We start from the raw sequence: 17,478 nt of genomic DNA on the forward strand, positions 1-17,478 counted from the left end.
GGACCCGGTTACAATCGCCGCATCTGCGGCCTGCGCCAGCCTGCGGCGGGCTCGATCATCAGCTCATGGACCGCCCAGACCAGGGCATCCAGCCGGTCGGGACTGCCCCGCCCCTCGAACCCGCGCACCGTCATCTGGCACATCTGATCCTCCAGCGTGCCCAGGGCGCCCTTCAGATGCTTGACGCGCCCCTGCTCGTACAGCGCGGCGACGGGCTCTGCCCGCAACCCCTTGCCCCGCGACGCCCGCAGCGCCTTGAACGGGACCAGCGGGTCGATCTGGCGCACGACGCTCTCGACCAGATCGCCGCCCTGGTTCACCTCGGCCACCAGCTTCTCGGCACCGTGGCGGTCCATCGCGGCAATCGCGGCGCGGGCCCAATCCGTGGGCCCGCCCCGGACGCTGGCATCCTCCAGCACATAGGCGCGCCAATCCTTGGGTTCGCCCTGCGTAACGACGCCCGCCACCACGATCCCGCATTCGTCGCTGGCCCGCCCGCCGGTGACCGACGGGTCGACCGCGACGACGATCCGGTCCAGCTTAGGCGCCTCGGCCACCCGCGCGCCTTCCAGCATCGCGGTCGTCCACAGCGCCCCCTCGACATCGTCCAGAAGCACGCCGTCCAGCTCCTGGCGCCCCAACCGCGTCCCGCCATAGCGGCTCTCGACCTCCGCCAGGAAACTCTCCGCCAGATAGGCGCGGTTCGCATCCGTCGGCGCATGGGTCACCACAGTGCTGGCATTGCCCAGGATGCGCTTCAGCACGCCCACATTGCGCGGCGTCGTGGTGACGACCTGCTGGGGATGTTCGCCAAGCCGCAGCGCGAACTGCAGCATGTCCCAGACATCCTCGGCCTTCTTCCACTTGGCGAGCTCATCGACCCAGGCCGCATCAAATTGCGGCCCGCGCAAAGCCTCCGGCTCATGCGCGGAATAGACCGTGGCGGTCGCCCCGTTTGCCCAGACCAGCCGCTTGCGGCCCGCCTCCCAGACCGGACGACGGTCGGGGGGCGAACAGGCCAGGATGCCGCTCTCGCCGAACACCATCACCTCGCGCACCTGGTCGAAGGTCTCCCCGACCAGCGCCACGCGATGACACTTCCCGGGCGCCGCAGCCGTGGGCCCCTCGACCAGGCTGCGCACCCATTCCGACCCGGCGCGGGTCTTGCCCGCCCCGCGCCCGCCCATGATCACCCAGGATTTCCAGTCGCCCTCCGGGGGCAACTGGTGCGGCAAAGCCCAGAACTCGAACAGCCAGGGCAGGCTCATCAGCGCGTTCTGCGACAGCCCGCCCAAGAATTCCTCAACCTCCTCCGGCCCGGCGGAGGCAAGCCAGGCGGCGCCCGATCTCGTCTCGTGCGGCGCCGAGGTCAAGGCTGCCCCCTCCGACGCCGCCCGCGATGTCCTTGCGAAGTTTGTCAACCTTGATCCTTTCCGCCATCAGCAGCTGGACGGCCTCGCGGACCGTCTTCGCCGTCTCCATGGCCTTTTTCAGCTTGGCCGGGTCAAGCTCCCCGGACTTGAGCGCTTCAAGCTCGGCCTGGTGCCCCCGCAAGTCCTTGACGTAATCCCAGAACAGCCAGCGAAGGACGTCGATCTCGTCCTCGCCCTCGGCGATCTCGGGCATCGCGAACCCGGCCTTCTCAGGCTGGGTTCCAGTCACGAAAGGTCCGTCGGTTTTCCCGGCCCCGCCCCATTCCATATCGTTCATGCACTCTGCCCCGCCTCGTGTTCCTGTCCGCACGAGCCAAGAGACGAAAAAAGCGGCCCAAGGGTTTCCCCCGGCCGCTTGCCCACCTCTTCCAGCATGTAAAAATTCTACCTTAGGGCGTTCGCCAAGTCAATGGATAAACCCATACGTGCAAAATGTGGCGCATAAACCCTGCGATTACAATGTTATACACTATGCAACACCCCCGGCGTACGCCGCGCAACACGCCCCGGAATCAACTCCGCGCGGCCTCGACGAATGCGCGGATCAGCGCAACATCCTTGATGCCCGGTGCACATTCCACGCCCGAACTGACGTCCACGACAGGCGCCCCTGTCAGGCGCACGGCCTCGGCGACGTTGTCCGGTGTCAGTCCCCCGGCCAGCATCCAGGGTCGCAACCAATGCCGCCCGACCAGCAGCCGCCAATCGAAGGCCAGCCCGTTCCCGCCCGGCAGATCGGCCCCCGCCGGCGGCTTGGCATCCACCAGCAGCATGTCCGCCGCCACGCCGTAATCCATCAGCTGTGGCAGGTCCGCCGGACCCGACAGACCGACCGCCTTCATCACAGGCAGCCCCGTAAACGCCTTGACCTCGGCCACCCGCCCGGCGCTCTCATGGCCGTGGAGCTGGATAACGTCCAGCGCCGCGTGGTCCAGCACCTCTCGCAGCAAATCGTCCGACGGATCGACGAACAGTCCCACGCGGGCGACCCCAACGGGAACCTCCGCCGTCAGCGCTGCGGCTTGGGTCGGGGTCACTGCACGCGGCGACTTGGGAAAGAATACGAACCCCAAAAAGCGCGCACCAGCATCGACGGCCGCCGCGACATGGCGTTCCTCGGACAGCCCGCAGATCTTGACCTCGGCCACGCCTCAGCGAACCGCAGGCAGGGCCGCGCCCTTGGCCGGGGCAGGCTCGTCCAAGATCGCCAGAACTTCGTCACGCGGGGCGGCATGGCGGTCGCGCAGATGCCCGACCTCGCTCTCAAGACGCACGACCTCGGCGTTGCGCTGCCGCGCCTCGCGGCGGAAATGCGCCTCGCGCAGCCACTCCCAGACCAGACCGGCCAGCATGCCCAGGGCAAAGGCCACGAAGATCACCAGGAACAGCGGCACCGTCAGCGACCACGTGCCGCCCAGATACTGTCCGAAATTGGCCGGGAACGCCGACAGGGTGACCATGTCACGGTTGGCCAAGGCGACCGCCACCAGCACAAGCGCCAGTGCTGCGACAAAGATCAGACGGATGAAGCGCATTGAATTTCCTCGATATCGCAGACGGGCGGGATGCCCGGTAAACAGGGGCCTCAAGCGTCGCCGTTCAGGCGGTCGCGCAGCAGCTTACCGGTCTTGAAGAACGGAACGTGCTTTTCGTCAACCTCGACCGATTCCCCGGTGCGCGGATTGCGCCCCGTCCGGGAATCGCGCTTCTTGACAGAGAAGGCGCCAAAGCCGCGCAACTCGACCCGGTCGCCCCGCGCCATCGCGTCGATGACCTCCTCGAAGATCGTGTTCACGATCCTCTCGACGTCGCGGCGGAATAGGTGGGGGTTTTCATCTGAGATCTTCTGGATCAGTTCGGACCGGATCATATTTTCCCCCAATTGGACGGGTCTTCCTGCCGTCAAAGTCGGCACGTCAAACCGCAAGGCCGGTGCAATACCGCCCTTCATGTTTCCGTTCAACGCCCGACAGAAGTCACTGGTTTCATAGCGTTGCCAGCTTTGCCCCAAACGCGCAAGCGGGATGGCGCGCATCCGCCCGGCCGTAGGCAAGAAAAAGCCCGCCCCGGACGAACCGGGGCGGGCAAGGATCGATCGGGTTGGGCCGATCAGCTGTTGCGGTTCAGTGCCGCACCCAGGATGTCGCCCAGGGACGCGCCCGAATCCGAGCTGCCATAGGTGTCGATGGCTTCCTTTTCCTCGGCGATCTCGCGGGCCTTGATCGACAGGCCAAGACGGCGGGTCTTGGTGTCGACGTTGGTCACGCGGGCGTCGACCTTGTCGCCGACGCTGAAACGCTCGGGGCGCTGGTCGGCACGGTCGCGGGCCAGGTCGCTGCGGCGGATGAACGACTTGACGCCGTTGTACTCGACCTCGATGCCACCCTCTTCGATCGCGGTGACTTCGGCGGTGACGATGGTGCCACGCTTCACGCCATCAACGGCCTCGGCCATGTTCTCGTTTTCCAACGACTTGATGGACAGGCTGATGCGCTCCTTCTCGACGTCCACGTCCTGGACGACCGCCTTGACGACGTCGCCCTTGCGGAAGTCCTGGATCGCGTCTTCGCCGCGGGCATCCCAGCTGATGTCCGACAGGTGGACCATGCCGTCGATGTCGCCTTCCAGGCCGATGAACAGACCGAACTCGGTGATGTTCTTGACCTCGCCCTCGATGACGGTGCCGGTCGGGTGGGTTTCGGCGAACACTTCCCACGGGTTGCGCATCGTCTGCTTCAGGCCCAGGGACACGCGGCGCTTGGCCTCGTCGATCTCCAGAACCATCACTTCGACTTCCTGCGAGGTCGAGACGATCTTGCCCGGGTGGACGTTCTTCTTGGTCCAGCTCATTTCCGAAACGTGGACCAGACCCTCGACACCGGCTTCCAGCTCCACGAAGGCGCCGTAATCGGTGATGTTGGTCACGCGGCCCTGGTGGACCGACTCGATCGGGAACTTGTCGGCGACCGTATCCCACGGATCGGCCTGCAGCTGCTTCATGCCCAGGCTGATGCGGTGGCTGTCCTTGTTGATCTTGATGACCTGGACCTTGACGGTCTCGCCGATCGCCAGGATCTCGGACGGGTGGTTGACGCGACGCCAGGCCATGTCGGTGACGTGCAGCAGGCCGTCGACGCCGCCCAGGTCAACGAACGCACCGTATTCGGTGATGTTCTTGACCACGCCGTCGATCGACTGACCTTCGGTCAGGTTCGCGATGACTTCGGCGCGCTGTTCGGCGCGGCTCTCTTCCAGGATGGCGCGGCGCGACACGACGATGTTGCCGCGGCGACGGTCCATCTTCAGGATCTGGAACGGCTGCTTCAGACCCATCAGCGGGCCGGCATCGCGCACGGGGCGCACATCGACCTGCGAACCGGGCAGGAAGGCGACGGCACCGCCCAGGTCGACCGTGAAGCCGCCCTTGACGCGACCGAAGATGGCGCCCTCGACGCGCTCTTCGCTTTCGTAGGCCTTCTCCAGACGATCCCAGGCTTCCTCGCGGCGGGCCTTCTCACGGCTGATCGACGCTTCGCCGCGGGCGTTCTCGACGCGGTCCAGATAGACCTCGACCTCGTCGCCGACCTTGATGCTGGGCTCTTCGCCGGGATTGGCAAATTCCTTCAGATCGACGCGGCCTTCCATCTTGTAGCCGACGTCGATGATGGCCTGGCCTGCCTCGATGGCAATGACGCGGCCTTTGACAACGCTGCCCTCGTCGGGGGTGTCAATCTCGAGGCTTTCATTCAGAAGGGCCTCGAACTCCTCCATGGTCGCTTTAGCGCACATACGTATTCAGTATCCTTTGTGTCTGTTTTCCGGCCTGACGGTTGGCTCCGCCGGTCTTTATGGTGCCGTTGGGGCAACGCCAAAGGGTCGCGGCATGACGCCCGACCCGTTGGAATGCGGTCTGTTCTGACCATGTCGCCCGTGTGACTGCGGCCCCAATACCCGTGTTTGACGCCAATTTCAACGCCTAAACGCGTTTCCACACGCCCGACGCGCGGCTGTAATCCGCGATCTCGGGGGCGCCGAAATCGCCCGCGTCCATCGGCGCGTCATGCCGCTCCAGCCGCAGGTCGGGTCCGTCGATCTCCAGCAGCACGAACTCGTTCTGCCTGTCGGTGATACGCGCACACAGCGCCGTGCCGGTCTGGATCTGCAGCACGCGCGGATGGCGGCCCGTCGCCAGCAACGCGTCCGTCGCCCACCGGTGCAGATGCCCCGACAGGACCACCTGCACCCCCGACGCCTCCAGCCGGTACAGCGCCTCTGACGCGCGCCGTGCCAGCGCCTTGTCGACCCGCGGCAGCTGCTGCAGCGGATGATGCAGCGCCACGATATTCGTGCCCATCGCGTCGACATTGCCGATGACGCGGCCGATCTCGCCCTCGCGGATCTTGCCGCGCTGCCAGGCATAGGGATCGGCGCTGTTCAGCGCCATGACCCGCACGTCGCCCGCCCGCCCCACCGGGGTCAGCACGGGACCGAAATGCCGCCGGAACCCCGCAAAGGGCCAGAACATCCGCGCCACAAGGTTCCATGCCGGTACGTCGTGATTGCCCGGCATGCACATCAAGGGCGCCTCGATGCGGTCAAGAAAGGCGCGTGCCTGCCGCATCTGCGCAGGCAGCGCGCGATGCGTGATGTCGCCGCCGATGACCACCAGGTCGGGGCGCAGCGCCGCAATCCGCGCCAGCAGCGGCTCCTCCAACGCGGCACGGTGAAATCCGAAATGCAGGTCGGTCAGGTGAAGAATGCGCGTCACCGGTGGTCAGCCCTTCGGCTGCTCGGTCTTGCTGACCCCATCGCGGGGCAGCAGGACCTTGAGCCCGTCATGGCGCACCTTCAGCCGGAAGGGGCTCTCCAACGCCGTCTTCTCGCCGTCGTGGGCGATCAGCTGGCGCCGCTTGGGCGTCTCGATGGTTAGCTCGTCCGTCAGGATCAGGTCGAAATCGTCGTTCTTGGCGCTCTTGCCCATCGCCATGCGCAGGGCGGACCGCATCAGCGGCAGGGGGTGCTTCGCCTTGGCGATCAGCACCGCGAATTCGCCGCGCCGGATCTCCTCCGCCCCTTCCAGCCCAAAGCTGTCCAGCTGATAGGCGCTGCGCGCGACAAAGACCAAGGCACTGGTATAGCGGCTCTCCTGCCCGTCGACGCGGGCGACCAGCTGCATCGGGCGGCGCAGACGCCGCAGCGCCACCAGCACCGACCAATAGGCCGCCATCCGCGACCGCCCCCACCGCTTGTAGATCCCCTCGCGCGTCTTCAGGATCTGCGGATAGGCGCCCAGACTGACATTGTTTAGAAAGATCAGCCCGTTGACGTCTCCGACATCGACCGCCTCGACCCGCGCGTCCAAAATCGTGTCCAGCGCCTCCTCGACGGTCTCTCCGACGCCCAGGTCGCGGGCAAAATAGTTGAACGTCCCGCCCGGCAGGACGCCCATCACGACGTCGCGATCAACCAGCGCCCCGGCCACCGCCGATTGCGTGCCGTCGCCACCCGCGGCGATCACCAGGTCGAACCCCTCGGTCGCGACCTTGCGCGCCAGCGCGGGCAGGTCGCTCCCCTTCCGGCTCTCGCGCAGCTCGAAGCTGCCGCAGGCCGGAGCGAGCCGTTCGTTCAGCATCTCACGCAGCTCGACATGCTTCTTCTTGCCCGATCCGCGGTTCATCACAACACAAACCTTGGCACTGGCCAGGTCGAACCCATCGGTCTTGTGCTGCATCGCTGGACTGTCCCCGGCCGTGATTGTCATCTGCTGGGCACCGAACACCCGACCCCGCCGCAGGGTTGCATCTACAGCAGCCGGGCCGCCGCCTCGGCCGACGGTTTCAGCCCCTGCCCGCCGCCGCCGACAAAGGCGACCAGCTGTTCGCGCATCCGCGGCTCCCAGAAATCGCGCAGATGGGCGGCGATCTTTTCAGGTGCTGCGCCGCCGGGCTGGGTGTCAAAGAAACCGGCGATCTGGTTGACCATCAGGACCATCTTGTCAGGCGACATCGGACACCTCGGCGCGCAGCCGTTCGGGGTGGGAAAACAGATCAAAGCCCTCGCCGCGGGCAAAGGCCGCCAGGGTGATGCCCGCGCCCTGCGCCAGGCGCAGCGCATGGGCGGTGGGGGCGGACACGGCGATCAGCACCGCGCCCCCGGCCAGGGCGCATTTCTGCACCATCTCGACGGACACGCGGCTGGTCAGCACAAAGGCGCCCTGCCCTGCATCCATGCCCTGCCGCGCCATCGCGCCGATCAGCTTGTCCAAGGCGTTGTGGCGGCCCACATCCTCGCGCGCCAGCACGATCCCCCGTCCGGGAATCATGAAGCCCGCCGCATGGACCGCGCGGGTCCGGTCATGCAATGGCTGCCAGCCGCGCAGATCGTCAGTCGCCCGCGCGATCTGGCTCGCATCCAGCACCGGCCCAGCGCCCGACAGGTCGGGCAACGCGCGCACCGCCTCCTCAAGGCTGTCGATCCCGCACAGCCCGCAGCCCACCGGCCCCGCCATGAAGCGGCGCCGCGCCGCCAGCGCGTCGGTGCGGTCATCCGCGATCCACATCTGCGCCTCGACGCCGCGGGGATGGGCCAGAACCTCCAGCCGCTCGATCTGGGCCGGGTCGGTCACGATCCCCTCGGTCAGGGAAAAGCCCACGGCGAAATCCTCCAGATCCGCGGGCGTGGCCATCATGACGGCCTGGGTGGACCCGCCATAGACCATCGCCACGGCCGTCTCCTCCGGCAGGGTCCGGGTGACATCCGCGCGGCTGGCCGCGCGGACATGGGTGGCGGGGGCTTGGGTCGTGGGGTCGGGCAGGTTCATCGTCACTCCGCGGCTGACAGGATCCGCCGCGACCTTTCGGCCTGTGCAGTATAGCGTTCCTGCCAGTCCGACGGACCGTTCGAGGGGCTGACCTGCACCGCGGTGACCTTGTATTCCGGGCAATTCGTCGCCCAGTCCGAAAAATCGGTCGTCACCACGTTAGCCTGCGTCGCCGGATGGTGGAAGGTCGTATAGACCACCCCCGGCGACACCCGTTCGGTCAGCGTCACCATCAGCGTGGTTTCCCCCGCCCGGCTGGCCAGCCGGACCCAGTCGCCGTCGCGGATGCCGCGGGTCTCGGCGTCATGCGGATGGATCTCCAGCACGTCCTGGCCGTGCCAGGCGGTGTTCTCGGTCCGCCGGGTCTGAGCGCCCACATTGTATTGCGACAGGATGCGCCCGGTGGTCAGCAGCAGCGGGAACCGCGGTCCGGTGCGTTCGTCGGTCGGGATGTATTCGGTGATCACGAAATGCCCGCGCCCCGACTGGAACCCGTCGACATGCATCAGCGGCGTGCCCGTGGGCGCGGCCTCGTTGCAGGGCCACTGCACCGAGCCCAGCTCCTCCAGCCGATCATAGCTGACGCCCGCAAAGCTGGGCGTGGTCGCGGCGATCTCGTCCATGATCTGGGACGGGTGGGTGTAATGCCACCCCGCCCCCATCGCGTTGGCCAGCATCTGGGTGATCTCCCAGTCCTCATAACCATTGCGGGGCGCCATGACCTTGCGCACGCGGTTGATACGGCGTTCGGCATTGGTGAAGGTCCCGTCCTTCTCCAGGAAGGACGACCCGGGCAAAAAGACATGCGCGTAATTCGCCGTCTCGTTCAGGAACAGGTCGTGGACGATCACGCATTCCATCGCGGCAAGGCCCGCCGCCACGTGATGCGTGTCGGGATCGGATTGCAGGATGTCCTCCCCCTGGCAGTAAAGACCCTTGAACGTCCCCTCGACCGCGGCATCCAGCATGTTGGGAATGCGCAGGCCCGGCTCGGGGTCGATCTGGACCCCCCAGGCGTTCTCGAAGATCGCGCGCACGTCAGGCATCTTGACGTGGCGGTATCCCGGCAGCTCGTGCGGGAACGACCCCATGTCGCAGGCGCCCTGCACGTTGTTCTGACCGCGCAGCGGGTTCACGCCCACGCCGGGCCGCCCGATATTGCCGGTCAGCATCGCAAGGTTCGCGATCGCCATCACGGTCGTCGACCCCTGGCTGTGCTCGGTCACGCCCAGCCCATAATAGATCGCGCCGTTCCCGCCCGTCGCGAACAGCCGTGCGGCGGCGCGCAACTCTGCGGCGGGCACGCCGGTCAGGGTCTCGGTCGCCTCGGGGGCGTGGCGGGGATCGGCGATGAACTCGGCGTAATGCTGGAACTCGTCCCAATCACAGCGGTCGCGGATATAGGCCTCGTCCATCAGCCCCTCGGTCACGATCACATGCGCCATGGCGCTGATGACGGCGACGTTGGTGCCGGGGCGCAGTGGCAGGTGATGGGATGCCTCGACATGCGCGGACCGCACGATGTCGGTGCGGCGCGGATCGACGACGATCAGCTTGGCCCCCTGGCGCAGGCGCTTCTTCAGACGGCTGGCAAAGACCGGGTGGCCGTCCGTCGGGTTGGCCCCGATGATCAGCACCACGTCGGTCTGTTCCACGCTGTCGAAATCCTGCGTCCCGGCCGAGGTGCCGAAGGTCTTGCCCAACCCGTATCCCGTGGGCGAATGGCACACCCGCGCGCAGGTGTCGGTGTTGTTGTTCAGGAACACCGCACGGGTCAGCTTCTGGACCAGATAGGTCTCCTCGTTCGTGCAGCGGCTGGAGGTGATGACCCCCACCGACCGCCGCCCATGCCGTTCCTGGATCCCGCGCATCCGATCGGCGGCAAAGGCCAGCGCCTCGTCCCAGGCGACCTCGCGCCACGGGTCCTCGATCCGCTCGCGGATCATCGGTTTCAGGATGCGGTCCTGGTGAGCGGCATAGCCATAGGCGAACCGCCCCTTGACGCAGCTGTGCCCGCGGTTCGCCTTGCCGTGCTTGTAGGGCACCATGCGCACCAGCTGGTCGCCGTTCATCTCGGCCTTGAAGCTGCAGCCGACGCCGCAATAGGCGCAGGTGGTGATGACCGACCGCGTGGGCGTGCCCAGTTCGGCCACCGACTTTTCCTGCAGGGTCGCGGTCGGGCAGGCCTGTACGCAGGCACCGCAGCTGACGCAATCGCTGGAGAAGAAATCGTCGGCGCTGGTCCCGGCGCTGACGCGGCTGTCAAAGCCCCGGCCCTCGATGGTCAGGGCGAACGTCCCCTGCACCTCGTCGCACGCCCGCACGCAGCGCGAACAGACGATGCACTTGCTGGGATCATAGGTGAAATAGGGGTTGGAGTTGTCCTTGGGAATGAACTGCGGGTTGTCATGCCCCCCGCGCAGCCGGGCCTCGGCCTGCGACCGCGCGCCCGTTCCCGACGGATCGAAATGGTTGTCGCCCGGCGCATAGCGGACGTCGCGCAGGCCCACCTGCCCGGCCGTGTCCTGCAACTCGCAATCGCCATTGGCCGAACAGGTCAGGCAGTCCAGCGGGTGGTCGCTGATATACAGCTCCATCACGCCCTTGCGCAGCTTGCGGATCTTGGCGGACTGCGTGTGAACCACCATCCCCTCGGCCACGGGGGTCGTGCAGGATGCGGGCGTGCCGCGCCGCCCCTCGATCTCGACCACGCACAGGCGACACGACCCGAAGGCCTCCATGTTGTCGCTGGCGCACAACTTGGGGATCTGCACGTCGACCATCATGGCGGCGCGCATCACCGACGTTCCCTCGGGCACGATCACCGCAATGCCGTCGATGGTCAGGGCGACCGGGGCGCCGCTGCGCGCAGGCGTGCCCATGTCGCGGTCGTCGCCGGGCGCGAATTCCGGGATGATGAAGTCTTTCATTCCGCGGCCTCCTTATGGGTGGCGAAATCGTCGGGAAATTGCGTCAGCGCGGACATGACCGGATAGGGCGTGAAGCCGCCCAGGGCGCACAGCGACCCATCCTTCATCGTCTCGCACAGATCGGTCAGCAGGGCGGCGGCACCCGGATCGCCCGCGGCGATGCGGTCGATCGTCTCGACCCCGCGCACCGCACCGATCCGGCAGGGCGTGCACTTGCCGCAGGATTCGACGGCGCAGAACTCCATCGCGAAACGCGCCATCTGCAGCATGTCGGCGCTGTCGTCGAACACGACCAGACCGGCATGGCCGATCAGCCCGCCCGCGGCATCGAAATCCTCGTATCCCATGGGCGTGTCGAACTTGCTGACGGGCATATAGGCGCCCAGCGGCCCGCCGACCTGCACGGCCTTGACCGGACGCCCGGTCGCGGTGCCGCCGCCGATGTCGTTGACGACCTCACCCAGCGGCATCCCGAAGGCGGTCTCGAACAGGCCGCCGCGCGCGACGTTGCCGGCGATCTGCAGGGTCACGGTGCCCCGCGACCGCCCCAGCCCGAAATCGGCATAGGCCTGCGCGCCCCGTTCGAAGATCACCGGGACGGTGGCCAGGCTGATGACGTTGTTGACGACCGTCGGCTTGCCCAGGAACCCCTCCAGCGCGGGCAGCGGGGGCTTGGCGCGCACCGTGCCGCGCTTGCCCTCCAGGCTGTTCAGCAGGCTGGTCTCCTCTCCGCAGACATAGGCGCCGGCGCCGACCCGCACCTGCATGTCGAAGGCCCGCCCGGAGCCTAGCACATCCGCACCCAGCATGCCGCGCTGGCGGGCGATGACGACCGCGCGTTCCAGCACGTCGATCGCCACGGGGTATTCCGACCGCATGTAGACATAGCCGCGCGTCGCCCCGACCCCCAGGGCGGCGATCGCCATCCCCTCGATTAGGGTGAAGGGATCGCCCTCCATGATCATCCGGTCGGCGAAGGTGCCGCTGTCGCCCTCGTCGGCATTGCAGACGATGTATTTCTGATCGGCGACCGCATCGGCCACGGTCTTCCACTTGATGCCGGTCGGAAAGCCTGCGCCGCCGCGCCCGCGCAGCCCGCTGGCCGTGACCTCGGCCACGATGGCCGCACCGTCCATGCCGATCGCGCGGCGCAGCCCCGCCAGACCGCCATGGCGTTCGTATTCGTCCAGGTCCAGCGGGTCGATCAGCCCGCAGCGCGCAAAAGTCAGCCGCGTCTGGCGGGCGAAGAAGGGAATGTCCTCGACCCGGCCAAGGCAGGGCAACGTGCCATCCAGCATCGCGCCCACATCGGCGGGCGTCACTGGGCCATAGGCCAGGCGCCGGCCGTCGGCCTCGATCTCGACCAGGGGCTCCAGCCAGACCATGCCGCGCGACCCATTGCGCACGACCTGGGCATCCAGACCCCGCGCGGCGATCTGCTGCGTCAGGGCGTCGGCCACGGCATCGGCACACAGCGCCTTGGCGGCACTGTCCAGGGGAACAAAGATCCTCATCGTGCGGCCTCCAGAGCGGTGACCAGCCGGTCGCCGTCGACCCGCCCCATCAGCTGCCCGTCCAGCATCGCGGCCGGACCGCAGGCGCACAGGCCCAGGCAATAGACCGGCTCGACCGTCACGGCCCCGTCGGCGGTGGTCCCGTGCCAGTCCACGCCCAGCCGGTCCAGAACGCCCGCGGCCATCGCGGCGCCGCCCATCGACTGGCAGGCCTCGGCGCGGCAGATCTTCAGGATGTGACGCCCGGCGGGATGGTCGCGGAAATCGTGATAGAAGCTGATGACGCCATGAACCTCGGCCCGGCCCAGGTTCAGCACGTCGGCCAGCACCGGCACGGCGGCCTGCGGCACGTGCCCCCATTCCGCCTGGATGGCATGCAGCATCGGCAGCAGCGGCCCCTCCAGCGCGGTCAGGGGGGTGACGACATCGCGGATCTCGTCCGCGGTCGGGGCTGGCGCGTCGTTCAGCATGGCTGGCCTTTCAGATATCCGTTCCCCAGAAGACAGCGGGGACCATCTGAAATCAATATCGCAGTTCCGTTGAACGATAGAGTGTTTCTATCAAACCATACGCCGCGCCTCGCTCAGCAGCGCCTCCAGAACCGGGGTATGCGGCTCTCTCCAAGGGGCGATCAGGCCCACGGCGTGGCCCGGTGCCGACCCCTCCAGCGCGATGAGGCGCAAGGGTTTGCCCTGCGCCAGGAAACCGGCGATATCCTCGGGCAGGATGGTCAGCCAGCCACCGGCCATCACATGCGACACCAGCACCACGGTCGAATTCGATTCCACCGTGGCCTGCGGCACCACGCCTGCGGCGGTCAGGGTGCGGTTGATGATGCGGCGGTTCTGCATGTCCTGGGACAGAAGGCACAGCCGCTGCCCGTCCAGATCAGACCACGCGACCTGCGCCTGCGCCGCCAGCGGGTGATCCTGATGCGCGACCAGCAGATAGCGTTCGTCGTACAGCGCCACGCTGCTGACCCGGCCCAGCGGTTCGTTGTCCAGATACGAGATGCCGGCATCCACCTCGAGGTCGTCGATCATCTGCAGGATCTCGGCCGAGGTGCGCGACAGGATGGTGAAGCCCACGTTCGGATGCGCCGCCCCGAACCGGGCGCTGATCCGTGCGGCCCAGGTCAGCGCGGTGGGAATGACCGCGATGCGCAGCCGACCCGACAGGCCGTGGCGGACGGCCCGCATTTCGTCGCGCAGCTGACGGGTATCGCCCACGATGCGCCGTGCCCAGACCAGGGCCTGCTGCCCCTCGGGCGTCAGCCCGCCATAGCGCGATCCGCGAAAGATCAGCAGGACGCCCAGGCTCTCCTCCAGCTGCTTGATCCCGGCGGATAGGGTGGGCTGGGTCACGCCGATGGTCGCGGCGGCACGGCCAAAATGGCCCTCCTTGGCCACGGCCAGGAACATCTCCAGCTTGTCGATCATGCGTGGTCCCCCTTTGGCCGCCATCAGGCGCGTCCGGGCAGGCGCGGTCAAGGACTTGCCGCGCGGGCCGTCGCGGGTGAGGGTCGGCGCATGACCGATATCCTGCTGATCCACGGGGCATGGCACGGCGGCTGGTGCTGGGACCGGACCGCAGCCCTGCTGCGGGCGCAAGGCTGGCGCGTGGCCTGTCCCGATGTCGCGGGCGACACCCTGGCCACCTGCGCCGCGGCCCTGCCCTGGGCGCCCGTGGTCGTGGGTCATTCCCTGGGCGGCATGCTGGCCGAGGCGATGGACCCGGCACCGCGGGTGCTAATCCACCTGTGTTCCTATCTACAGCTGCCGGGCGACAGCGTGGCGTCGCTGGACCGGCTGATCCCCGCACCGCCCAGGAACTGGCCGCGCGACGACCTGGGGCGGCTGGTTCTGTCGCCACACGCCGCGCGGGCGATGCTGTATGACGATTGCGCCGACGCCGATCTGTCCCGCCTGCGGCCCCAGCCGGTCGGCCCGCTGCGCGACCCGCTGCCCGGACCGCGCAAGCAGACCACCCGCCACTATGTCCTGTGCGACCGGGACCGCGCCATCCTGCCTGCCGCGCAGCGCGCGATGCTGGACCGCGCGCCGGTCGATCACCTGCACCACCAGCCCTGGGGGCATTCGCCCTTCCAGTCCGACCCGCAGGGGCTGGCCGACCTGATCGACGCAATCGCGCGCTAGGGTGCGGGAACGGCCACCACCGCCAGGCAGTCGCCGGTCTGCACCAGCCCCGGAAAGTGCCGCGCAGCCAGCAGGCCGGGGCGGTTCGCGCAGACCGTCACGGGCGCGATGCCGGTGCGGTCCACGGGCCAGATGCAGGCCAGCGGCTGCCCCTCGGCCACGTCCTGACCCAGATCGACCAGGGGGTGCAGCAGCCCGCCCTGGGGCGCGAAGTGGAAGCAGGCATCGTCGGGCATGTCCAGCATGCGACTGTCGTCCACCCCCTCGACCGGGCCGGACAGGATGCCCGCATGGCGCAGCACGTTGCGCGCCCCGCGCAGCGCGATGGACACGGTCGCCGCAGTGGCCGTGCCGCCGCCGCCCAGTTCCGTGGTGACGAAGACCTTGCCCTGCTGTTCCACGGTCGTGTCGAACAGGCCAACCGCGTCGATTTCCCGCATCATCATCGACCAGGGCGCGCCAAAGGCCCGCATGGCGGCCACGCAGGCCGCCTGCTGATCCGCGTCGTCCAGGTAATGCGCCGCGGCATAGGGCAGAAAGTCCAGCGTCTTGCCCCCCGAATGGTAATCCAGCACCAGGTCGGCGGCGGGCACCAGGACCGTCGCCAGGTAATCCGCGATCTTCTGCGTGACCGAACCGTCGGGGCGCCCCGGAAAGGCGCGGTTCATGTTCACCCCGTCGATGGGGCTGACCCGTGTGCCCGCCGCGACCGCGGGCGCGTTCATCGCGGGCAGGATGATCACGCGGCCCATCACCTGCGCGGGCTCCAGCTCCCATGCCAGCTGCTGCAGCGCCAGGGGGCCTTCGTATTCGTCGCCGTGATTGCCCCCGGTCAGCAGGGCGGTGGGCCCGTCGCCGCCGCGGATCACCGTCAGCGGGATCATCACGCTGCCCCAGGCGCTGTCGTTGCGGCTGTAGGGCAGGCGCAGAAAGCCGTGATGCTTGCCCGGCGCGTCCAGCGGGATGGTGGGCGTGATCGCGGTCATCCCTTCACCAGCATCCGGCGCGGCAGGGTGCAGAACAGGTCGGGCGCACCATCGGTGATGATGATCGATTCCGTCGTCTCGTACCCCCAGTCGTCCATCCACAGCCCGGTCATGAAATGAAACGTCATGCCCGGCTTCAGCACGGTCTTGTCGCCCCGGCGCAGCGACATGGTGCGTTCGCCCCAGTCGGGCGGATAGGACAGGCCGATCGGGTATCCGGTGCGGTTGTCCTTGACGATGCCGTGGCGGTCCAGCACCCGGAAGAAGGCGTTGGCGACATCCTCGCAGGTGTTGCCGGCGCGGGCGGCCTCCAGCCCCTCGTCCATGCCCTCCAGGACGGCCTTCTCGGCCTCCAGCATGGCGTCGGGGGGCGTGCCCAGAAAGATCGTGCGCGACAGCGGCACGTGATAGCGCTGATAGCAGCCGGCGATTTCAAAGAACGTGCCCTCCTCGGGCTTCATCGGCTGGTCGTCCCAGGTCAGGTGCGGCGCGCCCGCATCGGGACCCGACGGCAGCAGCGGCACGATGGCCGGATAGTCGCCGCCATGGCCGGACCATTCGTCATAGCGCAGGCCCGCGTCATAGATCTCGGCCACCAGGTCGCATTTGCGCATGCCGACCTCGACCTTGTCGGCGATGCGGCGGTGCATGCGCTCGACGATGCGCGCGGCCTTGCGCATGTATTCCAGTTCCTTCTCGGTCTTGACGGCGCGCTGCCAGTTGACCAGCGACGCGGCATCCGTCAACCGCGCATCGGGCAGGCCCGCCGCCAGGCAGGCATGGGCCTTGGCCGAATACCAGTAGTTGTCCATCTCGACCCCGATGGTGCCGCGGTTCCAGCCCAGATCGGTCAGACGGGCGGCCAGGTATTCCATCGGGTGACGCTCGGTCGATTGGACGTAATGGTCGGGATAGCCGATGATCGCGTCCTCGGGCATCCAGACGGTGCGCAGCGCGCCCTGCGCGTCCTGCCCGCGCCCGAACCAGACGGGCGGGCCCGACGGCCCGACGATCACGCATTGATGCACATAGAACGACCAGCCGTCATAGCCGGTCAGCCAGGCCATGTTGGACGGGTCGCTGACGATCAGCGCGTCCAGGCCCTGGCGCGCCATGCGGGCGCGGGTACCGGCCAGCCGGGCCTCGTATTCCTCGGTCGCGAAACGTTCGGGCGTGCGTTGCAGTTCAGGCATGGGACGGACCTTGCGTCGGGGGGTGAATTACCAGCTGCGGGTACGGAACAGCGCGCCCGGCCCGCGACCCGGGATGCGCGCGCGGTCCAGCATCGCCCAGAACAGCGCCTGGTTCGAGGTGACGACCGGTTTGCCCAGTAGCCCCTCCAGCGTGTCGATCAGATCCAGCGCGGGCAGCGCGGTGCAGGACATGAATAGCGCCTGCGCGTCGGGATGGTCGCTGGCCAGCGCCATCTCGGTGATCTCGGTCGGGTTCAGCATGGCCATGTCGCGGTCGTCGGCATGGCCCATCGACGACCGGCGGACGACGTCGATGCCATTGGACGCGAAATGATCGCCGACCAGGTCGGTCGTCGCCGCCAGATAGGGCGTCATCAGCGCGACCCGCGCCACGCCCAGCGCCGCGAACGCCCGCAGCGCCGCGCCCGCGGGCGTGGTCACCGGCG

Annotated in this window: 18 protein-coding genes; 1 reads left to right on the forward strand and 17 read right to left on the reverse strand. The window is 67.7% G+C overall.

What is annotated here, in order from left to right; translation table 11 throughout:
* Positions 1 to 8: 8 nt before the first annotated feature.
* The 14 genes from FHD68_RS02140 to FHD68_RS02205 form a co-directional block, all read right to left on the reverse strand.
* Entirely contained in the window at positions 9 to 1,268 is a 1,260-nt protein-coding gene (locus FHD68_RS02140) for a DNA-packaging protein (protein ID WP_127899341.1), read from the reverse strand.
* Between the two features lie 34 nt (positions 1,269 to 1,302).
* On the reverse strand, positions 1,303 to 1,710 hold the full coding sequence (locus FHD68_RS02145; protein WP_045999357.1) for a hypothetical protein: 408 nt from the start codon (positions 1,708 to 1,710) through the stop codon (positions 1,303 to 1,305).
* Positions 1,711 to 1,945: 235 nt separating this feature from the next.
* A complete protein-coding gene (locus FHD68_RS02150) occupies positions 1,946 to 2,581 on the reverse strand; it encodes a phosphoribosylanthranilate isomerase (protein WP_127898332.1) in 636 nt (211 codons plus the stop codon).
* Between the two features lie 3 nt (positions 2,582 to 2,584).
* Entirely contained in the window at positions 2,585 to 2,968 is a 384-nt protein-coding gene (locus tag FHD68_RS02155) for a LapA family protein (RefSeq protein ID WP_127898331.1), read from the reverse strand.
* 50 nt (positions 2,969 to 3,018) lie between these two features.
* Entirely contained in the window at positions 3,019 to 3,303 is a 285-nt protein-coding gene (gene ihfB, locus FHD68_RS02160) for an integration host factor subunit beta (protein ID WP_045999360.1), read from the reverse strand.
* A gap of 239 nt (positions 3,304 to 3,542) precedes the next feature.
* Positions 3,543 to 5,222, reverse strand: a complete 1,680-nt coding sequence (gene rpsA, locus FHD68_RS02165) for a 30S ribosomal protein S1 (RefSeq protein WP_084693668.1) — start codon at positions 5,220 to 5,222, stop codon at positions 3,543 to 3,545.
* Positions 5,223 to 5,409: 187 nt separating this feature from the next.
* Positions 5,410 to 6,201: a metallophosphoesterase family protein gene (locus tag FHD68_RS02170; RefSeq protein ID WP_127898330.1), complete on the reverse strand. Its 792-nt coding sequence runs from the start codon at positions 6,199 to 6,201 to the stop codon at positions 5,410 to 5,412.
* Positions 6,202 to 6,207: 6 nt separating this feature from the next.
* Positions 6,208 to 7,164, reverse strand: a complete 957-nt coding sequence (locus FHD68_RS02175; RefSeq protein ID WP_240542389.1) for a diacylglycerol/lipid kinase family protein — start codon at positions 7,162 to 7,164, stop codon at positions 6,208 to 6,210.
* Positions 7,165 to 7,235: 71 nt separating this feature from the next.
* Complete coding sequence (locus FHD68_RS02180) at positions 7,236 to 7,439, reverse strand: formate dehydrogenase subunit delta (protein ID WP_127898328.1); 204 nt, start codon at positions 7,437 to 7,439, stop codon at positions 7,236 to 7,238.
* Positions 7,429 to 8,253, reverse strand: coding sequence for a formate dehydrogenase accessory sulfurtransferase FdhD (gene fdhD, locus FHD68_RS02185; protein WP_084693669.1), 825 nt, complete (start codon positions 8,251 to 8,253; stop codon positions 7,429 to 7,431). The genes FHD68_RS02180 and fdhD overlap by 11 nt, the downstream gene beginning before the upstream one ends.
* A gap of 2 nt (positions 8,254 to 8,255) precedes the next feature.
* Positions 8,256 to 11,183, reverse strand: a complete 2,928-nt coding sequence (gene fdhF / locus FHD68_RS02190; protein ID WP_127898327.1) for a formate dehydrogenase subunit alpha — start codon at positions 11,181 to 11,183, stop codon at positions 8,256 to 8,258.
* Positions 11,180 to 12,697, reverse strand: coding sequence for a formate dehydrogenase beta subunit (locus FHD68_RS02195; RefSeq protein ID WP_127898326.1), 1,518 nt, complete (start codon positions 12,695 to 12,697; stop codon positions 11,180 to 11,182). Before FHD68_RS02195 ends, fdhF begins: the two co-directional genes overlap by 4 nt.
* A complete protein-coding gene (locus tag FHD68_RS02200; protein ID WP_045999367.1) occupies positions 12,694 to 13,167 on the reverse strand; it encodes a formate dehydrogenase subunit gamma in 474 nt (157 codons plus the stop codon). The genes FHD68_RS02195 and FHD68_RS02200 overlap by 4 nt, the downstream gene beginning before the upstream one ends.
* 90 nt (positions 13,168 to 13,257) lie before the next feature.
* Positions 13,258 to 14,136 (reverse strand): LysR family transcriptional regulator, encoded by an 879-nt coding sequence (locus FHD68_RS02205; protein WP_127898325.1) that lies wholly within the window; start codon positions 14,134 to 14,136, stop codon positions 13,258 to 13,260.
* A 90-nt stretch (positions 14,137 to 14,226) separates the two neighbouring features.
* On the opposite strand from FHD68_RS02205, the gene FHD68_RS02210 reads away from it, so the two are divergent.
* Positions 14,227 to 14,853 carry an alpha/beta fold hydrolase gene (locus FHD68_RS02210; RefSeq protein WP_164871417.1) on the forward strand — a complete coding sequence of 209 codons (627 nt, stop codon included), beginning with the start codon at positions 14,227 to 14,229 and terminating at the stop codon, positions 14,851 to 14,853.
* Here the strand turns inward: FHD68_RS02210 and doeB are convergent.
* The 3 genes from doeB to FHD68_RS02225 all read right to left on the reverse strand — a co-directional run.
* Positions 14,850 to 15,839, reverse strand: a complete 990-nt coding sequence (gene doeB / locus FHD68_RS02215) for a N(2)-acetyl-L-2,4-diaminobutanoate deacetylase DoeB (protein WP_139085091.1) — start codon at positions 15,837 to 15,839, stop codon at positions 14,850 to 14,852. The genes FHD68_RS02210 and doeB overlap by 4 nt on opposite strands.
* Positions 15,836 to 17,032 (reverse strand): ectoine hydrolase DoeA, encoded by a 1,197-nt coding sequence (gene doeA / locus FHD68_RS02220; protein ID WP_045999371.1) that lies wholly within the window; start codon positions 17,030 to 17,032, stop codon positions 15,836 to 15,838. Before doeA ends, doeB begins: the two co-directional genes overlap by 4 nt.
* Positions 17,033 to 17,059: 27 nt before the next feature.
* On the reverse strand, positions 17,060 to 17,478 hold a 419-nt coding region (locus tag FHD68_RS02225; RefSeq protein WP_208863731.1), incomplete at its 5' end, for an aspartate racemase/maleate isomerase family protein.

Origin of the sequence: Paracoccus marcusii, assembly GCF_006151785.1 — a bacterium.
Lineage (GTDB): Bacteria > Pseudomonadota > Alphaproteobacteria > Rhodobacterales > Rhodobacteraceae > Paracoccus > Paracoccus marcusii.